The 18,610-nt window shown below is 58.4% G+C and carries 10 protein-coding genes, 2 tRNA genes and 3 rRNA genes; 3 read left to right on the top strand and 12 right to left on the bottom strand.

Translation table 11 applies throughout. From position 1 onward, the window contains the following. Positions 1–54 precede the first annotated feature (54 nt). On the bottom strand, positions 55–1,152 hold the full coding sequence (locus AAEQ75_RS13395) for a carboxynorspermidine decarboxylase (protein WP_343349281.1): 1,098 nt from the start codon (positions 1,150–1,152) through the stop codon (positions 55–57). 305 nt (positions 1,153–1,457) lie between these two features. Between AAEQ75_RS13395 and mksB the strand changes: the two genes are divergently transcribed. The 3 genes from mksB to mksF all read left to right on the top strand — a co-directional run bounded on the left by mksB (position 1,458) and on the right by mksF (position 6,304). Continuing rightward, positions 1,458–2,699: an Mks condensin complex protein MksB gene (gene mksB / locus AAEQ75_RS13390; protein ID WP_343349280.1), complete on the top strand. Its 1,242-nt coding sequence runs from the start codon at positions 1,458–1,460 to the stop codon at positions 2,697–2,699. Positions 2,700–2,783: 84 nt separating this feature from the next. Next, positions 2,784–3,476, top strand: a complete 693-nt coding sequence (gene mksE / locus AAEQ75_RS13385) for an Mks condensin complex protein MksE (RefSeq protein ID WP_256836223.1) — start codon at positions 2,784–2,786, stop codon at positions 3,474–3,476. Then, positions 3,473–6,304: an Mks condensin complex protein MksF gene (gene mksF, locus AAEQ75_RS13380; RefSeq protein ID WP_343349279.1), complete on the top strand. Its 2,832-nt coding sequence runs from the start codon at positions 3,473–3,475 to the stop codon at positions 6,302–6,304. Before mksE ends, mksF begins: the two co-directional genes overlap by 4 nt. Before the next feature lie 141 nt (positions 6,305–6,445). On the opposite strand, the gene AAEQ75_RS13375 is transcribed toward mksF, so the two are convergent. The 11 genes from AAEQ75_RS13375 to pssA all read right to left on the bottom strand — a co-directional run bounded on the left by AAEQ75_RS13375 (position 6,446) and on the right by pssA (position 18,499). Continuing rightward, positions 6,446–8,749 (bottom strand): PqiB family protein, encoded by a 2,304-nt coding sequence (locus tag AAEQ75_RS13375; protein ID WP_343349278.1) that lies wholly within the window; start codon positions 8,747–8,749, stop codon positions 6,446–6,448. Beyond that, on the bottom strand, positions 8,742–9,359 hold the full coding sequence (locus AAEQ75_RS13370; RefSeq protein WP_106736999.1) for a paraquat-inducible protein A: 618 nt from the start codon (positions 9,357–9,359) through the stop codon (positions 8,742–8,744). Before AAEQ75_RS13370 ends, AAEQ75_RS13375 begins: the two co-directional genes overlap by 8 nt. Next, a complete protein-coding gene (locus AAEQ75_RS13365; protein WP_343349277.1) occupies positions 9,346–10,005 on the bottom strand; it encodes a paraquat-inducible protein A in 660 nt (219 codons plus the stop codon). Before AAEQ75_RS13365 ends, AAEQ75_RS13370 begins: the two co-directional genes overlap by 14 nt. Before the next feature lie 204 nt (positions 10,006–10,209). Then, a 5S ribosomal RNA gene (gene rrf, locus AAEQ75_RS13360) occupies positions 10,210–10,325 on the bottom strand. Between the two features lie 139 nt (positions 10,326–10,464). Then, a 23S ribosomal RNA gene (locus AAEQ75_RS13355) occupies positions 10,465–13,357 on the bottom strand. A gap of 261 nt (positions 13,358–13,618) precedes the next feature. Continuing rightward, positions 13,619–13,694, bottom strand: a tRNA-Ala gene (locus AAEQ75_RS13350). A 22-nt stretch (positions 13,695–13,716) separates the two neighbouring features. Continuing rightward, positions 13,717–13,793: transfer RNA gene (locus tag AAEQ75_RS13345), tRNA-Ile, on the bottom strand. Between the two features lie 85 nt (positions 13,794–13,878). Beyond that, positions 13,879–15,415: ribosomal RNA gene (locus AAEQ75_RS13340) — 16S ribosomal RNA — on the bottom strand. The 16S, 23S and 5S rRNA genes sit together here with 2 tRNA genes alongside, the layout of an rRNA operon. 565 nt (positions 15,416–15,980) lie before the next feature. Continuing rightward, the gene (gene msrQ, locus AAEQ75_RS13335) at positions 15,981–16,607 is read right to left on the bottom strand and encodes a protein-methionine-sulfoxide reductase heme-binding subunit MsrQ (RefSeq protein WP_343349276.1); all 627 of its coding nucleotides are present in this window, start codon (positions 16,605–16,607) and stop codon (positions 15,981–15,983) included. Continuing rightward, positions 16,607–17,617, bottom strand: a complete 1,011-nt coding sequence (gene msrP / locus AAEQ75_RS13330; RefSeq protein ID WP_343349275.1) for a protein-methionine-sulfoxide reductase catalytic subunit MsrP — start codon at positions 17,615–17,617, stop codon at positions 16,607–16,609. Before msrP ends, msrQ begins: the two co-directional genes overlap by 1 nt. A 66-nt stretch (positions 17,618–17,683) precedes the next feature. Further along, on the bottom strand, positions 17,684–18,499 hold the full coding sequence (gene pssA / locus AAEQ75_RS13325; RefSeq protein ID WP_026088416.1) for a CDP-diacylglycerol--serine O-phosphatidyltransferase: 816 nt from the start codon (positions 18,497–18,499) through the stop codon (positions 17,684–17,686). Positions 18,500–18,610 lie beyond the last annotated feature (111 nt).

The following is an 18,610-nucleotide window of genomic DNA, read 5'->3' as shown; positions in this document are numbered from 1 at the left end:
ACCGAATACCTTCGCCATGGCGGATGAAAAAGGCGTCATCCACCCTACGGGATATCACGACAGGCTGGACAGGTAGTCGTCGAACTCGAACTGGCGAACCACCTCGACACTACCATCGAGTTGCTTGACCACGATGGACGGCATCTTCAGACCGTTGAACCAGTTCTTCTTGACCATCGTGTAGCCGGCAGCGTCGATGAACGACAGGCGATCACCGATCTTGAGCGGCTTGTCGAACTGGTACTCGCCGAAGATATCCCCGGCCAGGCAGCTCTTGCCGCAGACCATGTAGGTGTGTTCGCCGTTATTCGGCGCCATCTTGGCGTTGAGGCGGTAGATCAAGAGATCAAGCATGTGCGCTTCGATGGAGCTGTCGACCACCGCCAGATGCTTGCCATTGTAAAGGGTGTCGAGCACGGTCACTTCCAGCGAGGCGCTCAGAGTGATCGCCGCTTCGCCCGGCTCCAGATATACCTGCACACCGTACTTCTCGGAGAAGGCTTTAAGGCGCGCGCAGAAGGCATCGATCGGATAGCCCTCACCAGTGAAGTGGATGCCGCCGCCAAGGCTGACCCACTCGACCTGGGCGATCAGGTGACCGAAGCGCTCCTCGATGGTGGTGAGCATCTTGTCGAACAGCTCGAAGCTGCCGTTCTCGCAGTTGTTGTGGAACATGAAGCCGGAAATCTGCCCCATGACCTGCTCGATCTTCGCAGGGTCCCACTCGCCGAGGCGGCTGAATGGACGCGCCGGGTCGGCCAGCAGGTAGTCGGAGCTGCTCACCTGCGGGTTGACGCGCAGGCCGCGGATGGTGCCCTCGGTGCGCTCGGCGAAACGTTCGAGCTGGCCGATGGAGTTGAAGATGATCTTGTCGCAGTTGGCGACCATCTCTTCGATCTCGTCGTCGGCCCAGGCCACACTGTAGGCGTGGGTTTCGCCAGCGAACTTCTGGCGGCCCAGCTTCAGCTCATACAGCGACGACGACGTGGTGCCGTCCATGTATTGCTGCATCAGGTCGAACACCGACCAGGTGGCGAAGCATTTCAGCGCCAGCAGCGCCTTGGCACCGGAGTTCTCGCGCACGTAGGCGATCTTCTCCAGGTTGACCAGAAGCTTCTGTTTGTCGATGAGGTAGTACGGCGTCTGGATCATCTCGTCGCCCCAGCAAGGTCGGCCAATGGAGGGTTTTCAGCCCCCCGGAAAAAAGTGGACGCGAATTGTGCCGATAACCGGCGCATATCGAAAGGGCATTGGAGATTTTTTGTACAACAGGCCATGACCGTTATTGGGCCTGTTCGGGCTGACAGGCTAAGAACCTATGGTTACAGGCCGATGACGCCGCGCGATTACCGCCCCCTGTATCGCAACACCTGCCTCTGATCGATCCGGACTCAAACCCGGCCTCGTCCTTGCAGTACAATCTCCCCTTTTTCACTTGCCTGGAACCCGGCTCCTCGATGATCGATCCCAAGCGCGTTTTGCGCGCCCTCGCCGAACACTGGACGTTGCTCGAGCCGCTCTGCGAGCGTTTCGACGCCGGCACCCTGAGCCTGGTGGAGCTGCGCAACCAGCTCGCCACCCAGTTGCCCGACACCACGCCCAGCGACACCACTGCCCTGCTCGACACCTGGATTCGTCTGGACATCCTGGTGCCGGTGGCCAAGAGCCCGAACCGCTTCGAACTCAACGCCCAGATCCATGATTTTCTCGCCTACCTGCGCCGTGAACACCGCCTCGGCCTGTGCCTGGAGATCGAAGCGTACCTGCGCCACCTGGAGCGCCTGGCCGGCTACATCCAGGACGCCTTCGAAGTGCGCGACGCCAACGACCTGGCACGCCAACTGCGCCTGCTCGATATGCGCGTGCGCGACGTACTGAAGAAGCTGGCCAACGACGAACAGGCGCTGGTCAGCGTGGCCGACCGGGCCAAGACCTCGGATCGGCAGATTCCCCTGCGCCAGCGCTACGCCGAGGTGCTGGCCACCTGGGACGAATACGTTGAACCAATGATCCAGTTGGTCGCCGCCGACGGCGCCTTCGAGCAGGGCGTGCGCCGCGTTGAACAGGTGCTGCTGCGCCTGCTCGGCGATCAACAGCGTCTCGGCCAACTGGTCGACGATGACCTGCTGCTGCGCACCCACGCGCGCATCCTGGAAATGCAGACCACCGCCCAACTGACCCTGCGCAAGGCCCGTGAACTGCTCTTGCCACTGCGGGAGGAAGCGCGCCGGCACAACGCCGTGACCCGTGGTGCCGCGCTGGCGCTGTCGGTGATCCGCAAGAAGGGCATCGACGCCGTGCCACAGGCGGCCATGCCGCTGTTCACCCGGCCGCAGAGCAACTTCCTCGGTTCGGCCAGTCAGGTCGAGGCCTACGTTTACGCCCTGGCCCGCTTCGAAGCCAAGCCAGCGCATTTCCCCAAGGCCAGCAGCAGCCGCAAGGGCGGCGCGCCCAAGGCGCCGAAAACCGCGCGAGAAATGATCGAGCGCTGCGAACAGGCCCTGCCACTGCCGGACCTGATGACCTGGCTGCTGGAGCAGGAACCGGAAGGCGCCACCGACGAGTTGCTCTACTGGTTCTCGCGCCTGTCGCGCGAGTCGCGTTTCCAGCGTGAACGCCTGGAGCGCCGCCAGTACCTGACCCGAGATCATGAGGTCAGCCTTGCCTCCTTTGCCCTGGTAGGCCAGCCCAATGGCTGAGCTGCCCGTAGGGTGCGCTGTGCGCACCGCAACCGACGACATGGTGCGCACAGCGCACCCTACGACTGCCCGTGAGCATTGCGTATGAACATCGATCTGAAAGAAATGACCCAACTCGCGGCGGCCTTCCGCGACCTGTTCAAGGGCTACCACATCTCGCGCAGCGAGCCGGAGTGCTACGCCCAGCTGTCGAGCATGCAGGATCAGTATCGCGCGCTGTTCCGTGCCCTCGGCTTCGAGCTGGTCTGCGACCCGCGCGGTTTCTACTACTTCGTGCCGGAGCAGGTGGCGCCGCAGGTGAACAAGACCGCCCAGCGTCTGGCGCTATTCACCTTCATCCTGGTCGAGCACCTGGCCGACCAGGGCCGCGACCCGCTCTCCGTACTTGACGGCGGCAGCATCGGCCGTGACGAGCTGCCGGCGCTGCTAGAGAAGTACCGCGACCTGTTCCTGCAGGCCGAGGTCACCACCTTCGAGGAGCTGGAAGACAAGATCATCCGCCGCCTAGTGCAGCTCGGCTTCGCCGAGGACAGCAACGGCGTGTACCGTTTTCTGCCACCGATGCACCGTTTCCTCGACGTCTGCCTGTCGGTGCAGCACGACCGTGACCTGGCCGCCAGCCTGCACAGCAGCGACCTGCCACTACCGGCGCCGGTGCTGCTGGACGATGATGGCGACGCCGATCCGACTGAAGCCGCGGGCGTCGAAGAATCCGAGGAAGATGCCCTGGCCCGCGCCATGGCCGAAGAACGCGCCGCACAGGAGATGGACGCATGAGCCAGGAACGCTACGGCATCCGCCGCTTCGCCCTGCTGAATACCGCCGGCTACAGTCTCGGCCTGTTCCCGCTGGAAAACCCGCTGTCGGTGTACGGCGCCAACAACCTGGGTAAATCCGCCTCGATCAACGCCCTGCAGTTTCCCATCCTGGCGCGCATGTCGGACATGAGCTTCGGCAAGTACAGCCTGGAAGCCTCGCGCAAGTTCTACTTCGCCAGCGACACCAGCTACATCCTCGTCGAAGTCGCCCTGCCCCACGGCCCGCACGTGATCGGCGTAGCCGGTCGCGGCCCGGGCGGCGGCTTCGGCCACCAGTTCTTCGCCTACGCTGGCGAGCTGGATCTGGAGCACTATCAGCAGAACGGCACCTGCCTGCGTCAGCGTGAGCTGTTCAAGAACCTCGGCCAGGCCGGCATCACCGCCTACGAACTGAAGCCCGACGAACTGCGTCGCCTGCTGGTCGGCGGCCACACCAGCATCCCGCTGGATCTGACCCTGATCCCGCTGCGCTCGACCAGCGAGCAGAGCCTGAAGACCTTCCGCGCCCTGTTCATCAACCTGCTGCACATGCGCGAGATCACCGCCGCCAAGCTCAAGCAGCTGTTCCTCGATGCCTTCGAGCACAGCCTGCGCTCGGGCAGCGTCGACTATATCGCCGCCACCGAGGAAGCCTTCCGCGACGTACGCCGTATGGAGCAGGACTACCAGGCGCTGGTCACCGCCGGCCCGTTGATCGAAGCGCTGGCCTCGGGCGTGGCCCAGCGCGAAGTGCTGCGCGGCAAGCTACACCGCCTCTCGCCGCTGCTCGACAACCTGCTGGGCACCTGGCACGACTATGCCGATGCGCGCAAGGAAGAGCTGGTGATCCAGGCCGAGCATTACCGCAGCGAGCAGGACGGCCTGCAGAACGAACAGCGCGGCGGCACCAGTGAGCTGATGCGTCTGGAGCGCGAGATCAGCGAGATCCAGCGCTGGCTGGGCGAACTTTCGGTGCTGAAGAACCGCTTCGCCCTGGTGGAAAACGCCAAGGTACTGGAAGAGCAACTGCTCGCCGCCAAGGACGCCCACGACGAACTGGCCGGCGCCCTGGCGCAGTCGCGGCAGTTCTCCAGCGAAGACCTGGACGAGCGTCTGCGCGATCTGGAAAAACGCCTCAAGTCGGTCAAGCAGCAACTCGACCACGCTGACAACAACAGCTACTCGCGCCTGCGCGAGGAATTCAGCCAGGCCGATGTCGATCGCCTGATGCGCTTGTTCAACGGCCAGCTTTTCAGCCTACCGCTCGGCGAGAAAGGCATCCAGGCCGAGGGTGACGATTGGGTCAAGGCCATCGAAGCAGTGCTGGATCGCTTCAAGGGCGACACCTTCGCCGTGCCGGGCCTGTCCATCGACCTCAGCCATATCGAACCGCCGGCCCTGCAGGCGCTGGCCGACCGCGCCGCCCTGCGCGACCAGAAGGATCGCCTGGAACGCGAGCTCAAGCAGCTCAAGACCCAGCAGTCGGTCGCCGCCGACCGCGCCGCCAGCAAGGCCCAGGCCGAGACGCTGTACCAGGCCGTGCTGGATGCGCAGAAAGCCCTGGAAGACTTCCGCAAGAGCCAGACCCTGGCCGCCGAGGAACCGCAGAAGCTGGAACGCCTGGCCGAGCTGGAAGGCGCCCAGGACGAACTCAAACGTGCCAGCGATGCCTTCGCCGAGCGCGTGCAGCAACTCTCCGCCAAGCTGCAACTGGTCGGCCGCCAACTGGCCGATCTGGAAGCCAAGGAACGCACCCTGGAAGACGCCCTGCGTCGTCGCCAGTTGCTGCCAGCCGACCTGCCGTTCGGCACTCCGTTCATGGAGCCGGTGGACGACTCGCTGGACAACCTGCTGCCGCTGCTCAACGACTACCAGGACACCTGGCAGGCGCTGCAGCGTATCGACGGTCAGATCGAAGCGCTCTACGCCCAGGTACGCCTGAAGGGCGTTGCCAAGTTCGACAGCGAGGACGACGTCGAGCGCCGCCTGCAACTCTTGGTCAACGCCTACGCCCACCGCCAGGACGAAGCCCTGACCCTGGCCAAAGCACGCCGTGCGGCGGTCACCGATATCGCCCGTACCCTGCGCAATATCCGCAGCGACTACGACAACCTCGAGCACCAACTGGCGCTGTTCAACCGCGAGATCAACAAGCGCCAGGTCTCCAACCTGCAAAGCTTCCGCATCGTCCTGGCACCGAACAAGGAAGCCCTGCGCCACATCGATCAGATTATCCACAGCGCCGGCCAGTACGAAGAAGGCGAAACCCTGTCGGTATTCGACCTGTCGCAATCAGCCGATCAGGATGCCAAGAACGAGGAAGCCAAGGACTACCTGTCGCGCCTGGTCGCCGCCAACGGCAACCAGCTGGGCCTGAAGGATCTGTTCGAACTGGCTTTCGAGATCACCAAGGTGCATGGCCAGCCGATCATCCACACCGACATCGATGGCGCTGCTTCCAACGGCACCACCATGACCATCAAGGCGCTGACCAACATGTACCTGCTGCTGCACCTGATGGATCGCGAGCAGGCCGGACGGGTGCGTCTGCCCTACTACCTCGACGAGGCGGCGGACATCGACGAACGCAACCAGCAGGCCCTGATCGAAACCAGCCTGCAGCTCGGCTTCGTGCCGATCCTGGCCTCGGTGAAACCGCAGGTCTCGGCCCACGTGGCCATCGACCTGGAAGGCGGCAGCGGCCCCAACGGCATCTACATCGACGAGGCGGACTGGAAGTTCATCAGGCCGCGCGAAAGTGCCAAGGCCCAGGAGCCTGCGCAGGAGGAAACTGCCGAGCTGGCCTGAGCCCGTCGCTGCTGAAGCCCCTCCCACGGATCACATACTCGTAGGAGCGGCTGGGCGGCATTCCGCTTCAGCCGCGAGCTTTTATAGCCGCAAAAATGAAAAGGGCCGCTCACTGCGGCCCCTTTCATTTCCATAATCGTCTTACTGCTCCAGCACGATCTTCGGCGCCCACTGCATCCAGGGCTCCTGCGGTTCATCGAATAACGCGAAGGTCTGCCCAGGTTGCGCCGGCCCGCCCATCTCCGGATTGTTCGGCGTGGCGAAAGCGATACCGCCCTCGATCAACGCCTCCAGCGACTCGGTACGCACCTTCAGGCCCTTGAACAACCCGGCATCGACGCCAATACCACTGGCGTTCCAGAAGCGGCTGCCCGAACGTACCAAGGGCGCGTAACGTGGTTCGATCAGCACATGGATCAGCACGCGATCCGAAGTCGGCCCGAGCTCGAAATCCACCACCTTGCCCACCGGCACCTCGCGATAACTGACTATCACGCCCGGCTTGATCGAACCACGCCGCGGCGCGCTCAACACCAGGCGCAGGCCTTCCTCGCGCACGGCCTGATTCGGCGCACTGGCGAGCGCGGTGAACTCGGTACGGCGCGCCCCCTTCTGCGCCGAGGGTTGCACTTCCAGATACTGGCCGCTGACCAGCGTTCCGAGGTTCGCGGCACGAGTCAGGCTCAACTCCGGCTTCACGACCCAGAAGCGCGTGCCGTCACGGGCAATCTGCTCGGTGGCCTGAGTGATGCGAACATTGAGAATCACTGCTTGCAGGTCATCCGTGAGGTTGAGGTTCTCGACCTTGCCGACCTCCAGACCTTTGTAGCGCACCAGCGTACCCGGTTGCAGACCATCGCCATCGGCGACGCGTATGGTGATCTGCTGACCCAACTGCAAGGCGCTGTCGCGATCGGCGTGCAGGGCAAAGCGTTGCACCTGGCGATCCGACCTGGCCGCCTGCAGGTCAGGCGTCTCGAAAGCGATACCGCCAGCAAGCAGGGTCTGCAGCGACTCGCTCTTGACCTCGACACCAGACAGCCCACCCTTGAGGGTGATGCCGCTGGCGTTCCAGAAACGCGTGGTGGTATTCACCAGATGCACATAATCCGGCTCGATATGAACACCGAGTACCACCTGGTTGTTATCACGCCCCAGTTGGTAACTCTGCACCGAGCCGACCTTGATCTGCCGGTAGAGCACCGGGCTGCCGACCTCGATGGAACCGAGCTGGTCGGTGAACAGCACCAGGTGCAGGCCCGGCGCCCCCAGATCCAGAGGCGGAGCCTTGCTGCGCGCGACGAAGTTACGTGCCGGCGGCTTACCCTTCTCGCCCGGTCGTACAGCGATGTAGTTACCCTTGACCAGCGCTTCCAGGCCGGTGATTCCAGCCAGCGAGATGGACGGTTTGACCACCCAGAACTCAGAGCCTTCGACCAGGTACTCCTCGGCCAGCGGGTTGATGGTCAGCTCCGCCGTGGCACTATTGAGGTCACGGTCGACCTTCATGGTTTTCAGCGACCCCACCTGGATGCCCTTGTACATCACCGGCGTACGGCCTTCCTGCAAACCCTCGAAGTCGGTCAGCGTCACCACGACCTTGATACCGGCCTGTGCTTCGTCATAGTCCTCGTACAGGCGGAATGGCAGTGCCGGATCGGTAGGCGGACTGTCCTTGCGGTGCTCCGGCGTGGCGAACGCGATACCGCCAGCGACGATACTGGCCAGCGACTCGCTGCGCAGCTTGAAGCCGGACAGGTCGGCATCGACGCTGATACCGCTGGCATTCCAGAAACGCGTATGTTTGCGCACCAGATTGGCATAGGCAGGTTCGATGAAAACCTTCACCTCGACGGTGCTCTGGTCTTCACCCAATGTGTAGCTTTTCACCCGACCGACTTGAATCTGCCGATAGAACACAGGGCTGTCGCGATTGAGCGAGCCGAGCCGATCGGCCTTCAGCGTCAGGTGCAGACCAGGCACATCATCGCCCATCGGCGGTTCCTGAGTCAGAGCGGTGAAACTCTTGCTCGGCTCGCCATCGCCTGGACTGAAGGTGATGTAGTTACCTGACACCAACGTCTCCAGGCCACTTATCCCTGCCAGGCTTACATTCGGCTTGACCAACCAGAAGCGGGTACCGCTGCGCAGGTACTGCTCGAGCTCCTTGTTGACCTCAAGCGTGGCGACGACGCCCCTGTTTTTCTCGCTGCTGTCGAGACTGATGGCCGTCACCTTGCCGACCGCCATGCCCTTGTACATCAGCTCGGTCTTGCCGGCCTGGATGCCCTCGCCACTGGCGAATACCAATTCCACCTGAATGCCGGCATCACTGTAGGCGCGCCAGGCGAGCCAGCCACCAATCATGAGTGCAATCAGGGGCAAAACCCAGATGGCCGACCAATTCGAAGCAGGACGCGTCTTGGCCAGAGGAAGGTCAGTCATGGTCGGTTTCCGTGTTGTCCCAGATAAGGCGAGGGTCGAAAGTCAGTGCAGCCAACATAGTCAGGATGACCACACTGGCAAAGGCGGCCGCTCCGGCCCCAGCTTCGATACTGGCCAGGCTGCCAAAATTCACTATCGCCACCAGAATGGCGATGACGAATATATCCAGCATCGACCAGCGGCCGATCCATTCGATAAAGCGGTACATCAGAATACGCTGACGCGCCGACATCGGCTGATGGCGCTGAACCGAATACAGCAGCAGCGCGATGCCAACCAGCTTGAACGTCGGCACCAGAATACTGGCGATGAACACCACCGCAGCGATTGGCAGCATGCCCAGGTGGATGAGTTCCACCACCCCACCCATGATGGTCGCCGGCGAGCCCTTGCCCAGGCTGTTGACCGTCATGATGGGTAGCAGGTTGGCTGGAATATAAAGAATCGCCGACGTCAGCAACAGCGCCCAGGTACGCACCAGACTGCCTGGTCGACGCTCATGAACCCTGCCACCGCAGCGACTGCAGTACTGATGCTCGGCCTCGGTATCGACCGGATTGAGCTGATGACACTCATGGCAGACCAGCAATCCAGCCTCAATCGCCCGCATGGATGTCCTCCCCGGACAAGGCTTGCCAGATCTGATGCGGCGACATGGTCACCTCCAGCCAGACCTGCACCAGCAACAGCGCGATAAAACAGAACAGCCCCAGGCCGATACTCAGATCAGCCAGATCCATCAACTTGACCATCGCCACCAGGATGCCCATCAGATAGACCTCGAGCATCCCCCACTCACGCAGATGGTGATAGATACGATAAAGCAACAGGCCGTAGCTACGGCCAAAATCGAGACGAATGCTGAGCAACACCAGCAGTTGGCAAATCAGCTTGAGCAGTGGTACGGCCATGCTGCAGAGGAACACCACCACAGCGATGCCTTGCATACCGCTTTCATACAAGCCGATCACACCGCTCCAGACCGTATCTTGCGAGGTCTGGCCCAGTAGATTGAGCTGCATGATTGGCAGGAAGTTCGCGGGGATATAAAGCAGCAGAGCAGTCAGCACTAACGCCAGACTACGTCGAACGACGTGGTGGCGATGGCTGAACAACTCATACCCACACTGCGGACACTCGGCGCTTTCTCCATCCTGCAGCACCGGCTTGCGCATCAACAGATCGCACTCATGACAGGCGACCAACTGCTCGATCGGCAAGGATGACAAGGACGGTTCGGGTGGCGAGTCAGACATGAAAGTCCCCAGCAGAATTCGCGCATTCTACCCGAGCGGCACTTTTATTGGTGCGGACACCATCGCCCTTAATGCTGGAGTTCGGAAGGTGACTTGGCTGAACGCTTACCGCGCAGCGCACCTTACGCGATGGTATGCGCGTGTATTCCGCGCTGCAAAGAAGAAACCCCAGACCGCTTTCGCGATCTGGGGTTTCGTATAGGAGCTTGACGATGACCTACTCTCACATGGTGAAGCACCACACTACCATCGGCGATGCGTCGTTTCACTACTGAGTTCGGGATGGGATCAGGTGGTTCCAACGCTCTATGGTCGTCAAGCAATTCGGTTGGGATGTCGTCGTGAGACGCTATCCCTTGGATACGTGATAGATGATTTGTAGTTCTTGCAAATTTTCGGCTTTCTGTCGACTTCACCATCGACACCCTCTGCTTTGAGGGCAGATTGTTTGGGTGTTATATGGTCAAGCCTCACGGGCAATTAGTATTGGTTAGCTCAACGCCTCACAGCGCTTACACACCCAACCTATCAACGTCGTAGTCTTCGACGGCCCTTTAGGGAGCTCAAGGCTCCAGTGAGATCTCATCTTGAGGCAAGTTTCCCGCTTAGATGCTTTCAGCGGTTATCTTTTCCGAACATAGCTACCCGGCAATGCCACTGGCGTGACAACCGGAACACCAGAGGTTCGTCCAACCCGGTCCTCTCGTACTAAGGTCAGCCCCTCTCAAATCTCAAACGTCCACGGCAGATAGGGACCGAACTGTCTCACGACGTTCTAAACCCAGCTCGCGTACCACTTTAAATGGCGAACAGCCATACCCTTGGGACCGGCTTCAGCCCCAGGATGTGATGAGCCGACATCGAGGTGCCAAACACCGCCGTCGATATGAACTCTTGGGCGGTATCAGCCTGTTATCCCCGGAGTACCTTTTATCCGTTGAGCGATGGCCCTTCCATACAGAACCACCGGATCACTAAGACCTACTTTCGTACCTGCTCGACGTGTCTGTCTCGCAGTCAAGCGCGCTTTTGCCTTTATACTCTACGACCGATTTCCGACCGGTCTGAGCGCACCTTCGTACTCCTCCGTTACTCTTTGGGAGGAGACCGCCCCAGTCAAACTACCCACCATACACTGTCCTCGATCCGGATAACGGACCAGAGTTAGAACCTCAAGGTTGCCAGGGTGGTATTTCAAGGATGGCTCCATGAGAACTGGCGTCCCCACTTCAAAGCCTCCCACCTATCCTACACAAGCAAGCTCAAAGTCCAGTGCAAAGCTATAGTAAAGGTTCACGGGGTCTTTCCGTCTAGCCGCGGATACACTGCATCTTCACAGCGATTTCAATTTCACTGAGTCTCGGGTGGAGACAGCGCCGCCATCGTTACGCCATTCGTGCAGGTCGGAACTTACCCGACAAGGAATTTCGCTACCTTAGGACCGTTATAGTTACGGCCGCCGTTTACCGGGGCTTCGATCAAGAGCTTCGCTTGCGCTAACCCCATCAATTAACCTTCCGGCACCGGGCAGGCGTCACACCCTATACGTCCACTTTCGTGTTTGCAGAGTGCTGTGTTTTTAATAAACAGTCGCAGCGGCCTGGTATCTTCGACCGGCATGGGCTTACGTAGTAAATACTTCACCCTCACCGGCGCACCTTCTCCCGAAGTTACGGTGCCATTTTGCCTAGTTCCTTCACCCGAGTTCTCTCAAGCGCCTTGGTATTCTCTACCTAACCACCTGTGTCGGTTTGGGGTACGGTTCCTAGTTACCTGAAGCTTAGAAGCTTTTCCTGGAAGCATGGCATCAACCACTTCGCATTCTAAAAGAACGCTCGTCATCAGTTCTCGGCCTTAAGATCCCGGATTTACCTAAGATCTCAGCCTACCACCTTAAACACGGACAACCAACGCCGTGCTGGCCTAGCCTTCTCCGTCCCTCCATCGCAGTAACTAGAAGTACGGGAATATTAACCCGTTTCCCATCGACTACGCATTTCTGCCTCGCCTTAGGGGCCGACTAACCCTGCGTCGATTAACGTTGCGCAGGAAACCTTGGTCTTTCGGCGTGCGAGTTTTTCACTCGCATTGTCGTTACTCATGTCAGCATTCGCACTTCTGATACCTCCAGCAAGCTTCTCAACTCACCTTCACAGGCTTACAGAACGCTCCTCTACCGCTCATCCAAAGGATGAACCCGTAGCTTCGGTGTATGGTTTGAGCCCCGTTACATCTTCCGCGCAGGCCGACTCGACTAGTGAGCTATTACGCTTTCTTTAAAGGATGGCTGCTTCTAAGCCAACCTCCTAGCTGTCTAAGCCTTCCCACATCGTTTCCCACTTAACCATAACTTTGGGACCTTAGCTGACGGTCTGGGTTGTTTCCCTTTTCACGACGGACGTTAGCACCCGCCGTGTGTCTCCCGTGCTGACACTTGCTGGTATTCGGAGTTTGCATCGGTTTGGTAAGTCGGGATGACCCCCTAGCCGAAACAGTGCTCTACCCCCAGCAGTGATACACGAGGCGCTACCTAAATAGCTTTCGAGGAGAACCAGCTATCTCCGAGCTTGATTAGCCTTTCACTCCGATCCACAGGTCATCCGCTAACTTTTCAACGGTAGTCGGTTCGGTCCTCCAGTCAGTGTTACCTAACCTTCAACCTGCCCATGGATAGATCGCCCGGTTTCGGGTCTATACCCAGCGACTAAAGCGCCCTATTAAGACTCGCTTTCGCTACGCCTCCCCTATTCGGTTAAGCTCGCCACTGAATATAAGTCGCTGACCCATTATACAAAAGGTACGCAGTCACCCAACAAAGTAGGCTCCCACTGCTTGTACGCATACGGTTTCAGGTTCTATTTCACTCCCCTCTCCGGGGTTCTTTTCGCCTTTCCCTCACGGTACTGGTTCACTATCGGTCAGTCAGTAGTATTTAGCCTTGGAGGATGGTCCCCCCATGTTCAGACAAGGTTTCTCGTGCCCCGTCCTACTCGATTTCGTTGATAAGAGCGTTTCGTGTACGGGGCTATCACCCACTACGGCGGCACTTTCCAGAGCCTTCCACTACACTCAAATCAACTTAAGGGCTAGTCCCCGTTCGCTCGCCACTACTTAGGGAATCTCGGTTGATTTCTTTTCCTCAGGGTACTTAGATGTTTCAGTTCCCCTGGTTCGCCTCTTGCACCTATGGATTCAGTACAAGATACCCGGCTTATGCCGGGTGGGTTCCCCCATTCAGAGATCTCTGGATCACAGTCTGTTTGCCGACTCCCCAAAGCTTTTCGCAGGCTACCACGTCTTTCATCGCCTCTGACTGCCAAGGCATCCACCGTATGCGCTTCTTCACTTGACCATATAACCCCAAGCAATCTGGTTACTGTCTCAATCGTGAAGACGACATTCGCCGAAAATTTGCGTCTTGAGAACTACAAATTTTACCTTGACCAGATCAATTGCCAGTGAAAGCAATTAATCAGTCACTTCTATCACATATCCAAATTTTTAAAGAACGATATTCGTACCGGTCAAAAGACCAGAAATCAGCACTCGCCAGGTCTACCCTGAAGCGCTCATTTCTGAACTCTTTCTCTTCTCACCGTAACCGCGTAGAGAGTGGTGGAGCCAAGCGGGATCGAACCGCTGACCTCCTGCGTGCAAGGCAGGCGCTCTCCCAGCTGAGCTATGGCCCCGTATTCTTCTGCACCAAGCAATTGGTAGGTCTGGGCAGATTTGAACTGCCGACCTCACCCTTATCAGGGGTGCGCTCTAACCAACTGAGCTACAGACCTATAACAGGGTCGCGTTACAGCATCGTCTTCGACTATGAATCAAGCAATTCGTGTGGGAACTTATGAAGAAGCTGATGTCTTCGATTAAGGAGGTGATCCAGCCGCAGGTTCCCCTACGGCTACCTTGTTACGACTTCACCCCAGTCATGAATCACTCCGTGGTAACCGTCCCCCCGAAGGTTAGACTAGCTACTTCTGGAGCAACCCACTCCCATGGTGTGACGGGCGGTGTGTACAAGGCCCGGGAACGTATTCACCGTGACATTCTGATTCACGATTACTAGCGATTCCGACTTCACGCAGTCGAGTTGCAGACTGCGATCCGGACTACGATCGGTTTTATGGGATTAGCTCCACCTCGCGGCTTGGCAACCCTTTGTACCGACCATTGTAGCACGTGTGTAGCCCTGGCCGTAAGGGCCATGATGACTTGACGTCATCCCCACCTTCCTCCGGTTTGTCACCGGCAGTCTCCTTAGAGTGCCCACCATAACGTGCTGGTAACTAAGGACAAGGGTTGCGCTCGTTACGGGACTTAACCCAACATCTCACGACACGAGCTGACGACAGCCATGCAGCACCTGTGTCTGAGTTCCCGAAGGCACCAATCCATCTCTGGAAAGTTCTCAGCATGTCAAGGCCAGGTAAGGTTCTTCGCGTTGCTTCGAATTAAACCACATGCTCCACCGCTTGTGCGGGCCCCCGTCAATTCATTTGAGTTTTAACCTTGCGGCCGTACTCCCCAGGCGGTCAACTTAATGCGTTAGCTGCGCCACTAAGTTCTCAAGGAACCCAACGGCTAGTTGACATCGTTTACGGCGTGGACTACCAGGGTATCTAATCCTGTTTGCTCCCCACGCTTTCGCACCTCAGTGTCAGTATCAGTCCAGGTGGTCGCCTTCGCCACTGGTGTTCCTTCCTATATCTACGCATTTCACCGCTACACAGGAAATTCCACCACCCTCTACCGTACTCTAGCTCGCCAGTTTTGGATGCAGTTCCCAGGTTGAGCCCGGGGCTTTCACATCCAACTTAACGAACCACCTACGCGCGCTTTACGCCCAGTAATTCCGATTAACGCTTGCACCCTTCGTATTACCGCGGCTGCTGGCACGAAGTTAGCCGGTGCTTATTCTGTCGGTAACGTCAAAACAGCAAGGTATTAACTTACTGCCCTTCCTCCCAACTTAAAGTGCTTTACAATCCGAAGACCTTCTTCACACACGCGGCATGGCTGGATCAGGCTTTCGCCCATTGTCCAATATTCCCCACTGCTGCCTCCCGTAGGAGTCTGGACCGTGTCTCAGTTCCAGTGTGACTGATCATCCTCTCAGACCAGTTACGGATCGTCGCCTTGGTGAGCCATTACCTCACCAACTAGCTAATCCGACCTAGGCTCATCTGATAGCGCAAGGCCCGAAGGTCCCCTGCTTTCTCCCGTAGGACGTATGCGGTATTAGCGCCCGTTTCCGGACGTTATCCCCCACTACCAGGCAGATTCCTAGGCATTACTCACCCGTCCGCCGCTAAATCAAGGAGCAAGCTCCTCTCATCCGCTCGACTTGCATGTGTTAGGCCTGCCGCCAGCGTTCAATCTGAGCCATGATCAAACTCTTCAGTTCAATACTGCTTGGGTTTTGAGAAAACCCTAAACTTGGCTCAGCAATCGCAAAACTTTCAAATTAATGAAAGGTAACTCTCGAATTAACGAGTGTTGCTTTGTGATGCTGATAATCAGTTGACTATCAGTCTTACCTCACAAGCACCCACACGAATTGCTTGATTCAGTTGTTAAAGAACAGCTGGTTAAGCCTTTCGTCTCAACCGAGGCGCGCATTCTACAGCAGCCTCTCTATCTGTCAAGCTGTTTTTCGAATTTGTTTCCGGAGAAACTTCTTTCTACTCAACCACTTGCGCCTTCGATCTGAACTTCTTCTCTCCAGCGGGAGGCGCATTCTACAGCGTTCAAAACCGCTGTCAACACCTCTTTTCTACCGCCTTCGATCCATTCGACCGAACCACCAACAGAGCCTTACCACCACCCTGTCGACCGGCGCGTATTCTACACGCCAGATCCAGTTTTGCAAGCCCTTCATTTAACTTAACTTATTGATTAACAAGAAGTTTTTGAAGCGCTTCATCGCTGAAGTGGCGCGCATTCTACATCCAGCAGAATGCGCGTCAAGCTTATATTTCAACTTTCTTCGGATTTTCTCGCCAAAGGACGCCAGCTCGCTGCAACCCACTTGCCACTGCAGAAACACGCAGTAGCAGCAGCGCCCCACCGATGAGCGCATAAGCGAGCCACTCACCCAGATCCGCACGCACCACCCAGAGCATATGCAGCAAGGCCAGTAACAGGATGACGTAGACCAGACGGTGCAGAGCCTTCCACTTGCGCCCCAGTCTTCTGACGCTGAAACGATTCGAGGTAACAGCCAATGCCAGCAAGCCAAAGAACGCCAGCGCCCCAACGATGATGTAAGGACGCTCGGAAAGATCGCGAAGCACTAGATCCAGACGCAACCCGGCGATAAACAGCATGTAGCCGGACAGGTGCAGCGTTACGTAGGCAAAGCACCATAGACCTAACTGTCGGCGCACGGCGATCCAACCGCTCCAGCGGGTCAACTGCTGCAGCGGTGTCATTGCCAAGGTGATCAACAGAAGGATCAGAGCACCGAGCCCCAGATTATCCACCAGCACCTTACCGGGGTCAGGCCCCAGCAAATTGAAGACGGCGCAGTACAGCCAATACAGCGGCGGTACCAATGCAGCCAGGAATACGCTGACGCGCCAGAGCCTGTAGCGCATCAGTAGTACCTCGACAGATCCATTCCCGCGTAGAGGTCAGCGACCTCCTCATAGCCATTGAACATCCGTGTATCGATCACATTGGGGCTGAACAACCTGCTAGGCAGACGCCGCTCGGTTGCTTGAGACCAGCGCGGATGATCCACCTGCGGGTTGACGTTGGCATAGAAGCCGTACTCGTTCGGCGCAATGCGCTCCCAGGTAGTTTTAGGCGCCTCGCTCACCAGGCTGATGCGTACGATGGATTTGATGCTTTTGAAACCATATTTCCAGGGCACCACCAGACGCAAGGGAGCGCCGTTCTGGTTCGGCAGCACTCGGCCGTACATGCCGACAGCCATAAAGGCCAACGGATGCATGGCCTCGTCCAGACGTAAGCCTTCCACATAAGGCCAATCGATCAGAGAGAACCCCGAGCGCTGGCCCGGCATGCGCTCAAGATCAATCAGCGTCTCGAAACGCACATAACGAGCCGATGAGGTGGGCTCGACCTGCTTGAGCAGTTCGGCCAAAGGAAAGCCCAACCAGGGAATGACCATGGACCAGGCCTCGACACAGCGGAGTCGATAGAGGCGCTCTTCGAACGCATACGGTTTGACCAGATCCTCGATGGCATAGCGCCCCGGCTTGCCCACCTTGCCATCGACCATCACTGTCCAGGGCTCGACCTGCAGCTTGCCGGCATTGGCCGCCGGATCGCCCTTACCTGTGCCGAACTCATAGAAGTTGTTGTAGTGCGTCGCGTCCTTGAACGGCGTGATGCTTTCACCTTCAGCCGTAATCGCTTGCCAGCGCGTGGCCGCCAGTTTCTCTTCGAACCAGCCAGGCGCCTTGGCGGGCTCGACATCGCTGTAGCGCCCTTGAGCTTCGGCACTGGCCCAACCGGGCATAGCCGCCATCGCAGCCAGCGCCAGCGAGCCCTGCATCAGCTTGCGACGGGAAAGGTAAACGGATTCCGGGGTGACTTCGGACTCAAGAGCCCGAGAAGAGGGAGGTACTCGGATGAGCATGGCGACTCCGCGACTACAGTTCGAGAAACGAACTGTAGACCACGGAGTGCTGGAGAAATTACAGCGTCAGGCAGATTTACGACGACGCAATTGCAGCAGGTACTGAATCGGACCGGAGGCTGCGTAAGCGAGGAAGATAAGCAGCAGGATACGGGGCGGATCGCTGAACACCACGGCGAACACCAGCACCACGGCCAGAATGGCCACGAAAGGTACGCGCCCTTTCAGGTCCAGGTCCTTGAAGCTGTAGTACTTGATGTTGCTGACCATCAGGCACCCTGCAGCAGCGACCAGCAGCGCCACGGCAAAGGACATGTTCGAGCCCTTGATACCGAAATCGCTGAACGCCCACACCGTACCGGCAACCACACCCGCCGCAGCCGGACTGGCCAGACCGATGAAGTAACGTTTGTCGACGCTGCCGATCTGCGTATTGAAGCGCGCCAGCCGCAAGGCTGCGCCAGCAACATAGATGAAGGCGACCATCCAGCCTACTTTGCCCATGCTACCCAGCGCCCATTCGAATGCGAGCAGAGCTGGCGCAACGCCGAAGGCCACCATATCGGAAAGCGAGTCGTACTCGGCGCCGAATGCACTTTGCGTATTGGTCAAACGCGCCACGCGGCCGTCCAGACCATCGAGCACCATGGCGACGAACACCGCGGCGGCAGCCACATAGAAGTTGCCGTTCATTGCGTTGATGATGGAGTAGAAACCGGCGAACAGGTTTGCCGTGGTGAACAGATTGGGCAGCAGGTAAATGCCTCGATGACGCACCTTGCGTCCTTCAGCGTCCTGCCCTTCCTCTATGTGCTCGTCGATCGGCAGCAGGCTTTCCAGATTGTCGCCAGCCGGCTTTTGATCCTCGGGACCTTCACTCATGAACAGCACCTTGCAACGGGTTTGAAGAATGGTCGGCAGCGCTTGCAGCAGACTCCGACGCCCAGGCTTTATACCAGAAGCACTGCCCAATAATGAAAAAACGCGGCATAA

Origin of the sequence: Pseudomonas sediminis (assembly GCF_039555755.1) — a bacterium.
GTDB lineage: Bacteria > Pseudomonadota > Gammaproteobacteria > Pseudomonadales > Pseudomonadaceae > Aquipseudomonas > Aquipseudomonas mendocina_D.
This window is presented reverse-complemented; position numbering and strand designations above follow the sequence as displayed.

Excerpts from the sequence above, each read along its gene's own strand:
- pssA (WP_026088416.1), bottom strand. The coding sequence starts at position 18,499 with ATGAGTGAAGGTCCCGAGGATCAAAAGCCGGCTGGCGACAATCTGGAA.
- AAEQ75_RS13395 (WP_343349281.1), bottom strand. The coding sequence starts at position 1,152 with ATGATCCAGACGCCGTACTACCTCATCGACAAACAGAAGCTTCTGGTC.
- msrQ (WP_343349276.1), bottom strand. The coding sequence starts at position 16,607 with ATGCGCTACAGGCTCTGGCGCGTCAGCGTATTCCTGGCTGCATTGGTA.
- mksB (WP_343349280.1), top strand. The coding sequence starts at position 1,458 with ATGATCGATCCCAAGCGCGTTTTGCGCGCCCTCGCCGAACACTGGACG.
- mksF (WP_343349279.1), top strand. The coding sequence starts at position 3,473 with ATGAGCCAGGAACGCTACGGCATCCGCCGCTTCGCCCTGCTGAATACC.
- mksE (WP_256836223.1), top strand. The coding sequence starts at position 2,784 with ATGAACATCGATCTGAAAGAAATGACCCAACTCGCGGCGGCCTTCCGC.
- AAEQ75_RS13370 (WP_106736999.1), bottom strand. The coding sequence starts at position 9,359 with ATGCGGGCGATTGAGGCTGGATTGCTGGTCTGCCATGAGTGTCATCAG.
- AAEQ75_RS13365 (WP_343349277.1), bottom strand. The coding sequence starts at position 10,005 with ATGTCTGACTCGCCACCCGAACCGTCCTTGTCATCCTTGCCGATCGAG.
- AAEQ75_RS13375 (WP_343349278.1), bottom strand. The coding sequence starts at position 8,749 with ATGACTGACCTTCCTCTGGCCAAGACGCGTCCTGCTTCGAATTGGTCG.
- msrP (WP_343349275.1), bottom strand. The coding sequence starts at position 17,617 with ATGCTCATCCGAGTACCTCCCTCTTCTCGGGCTCTTGAGTCCGAAGTC.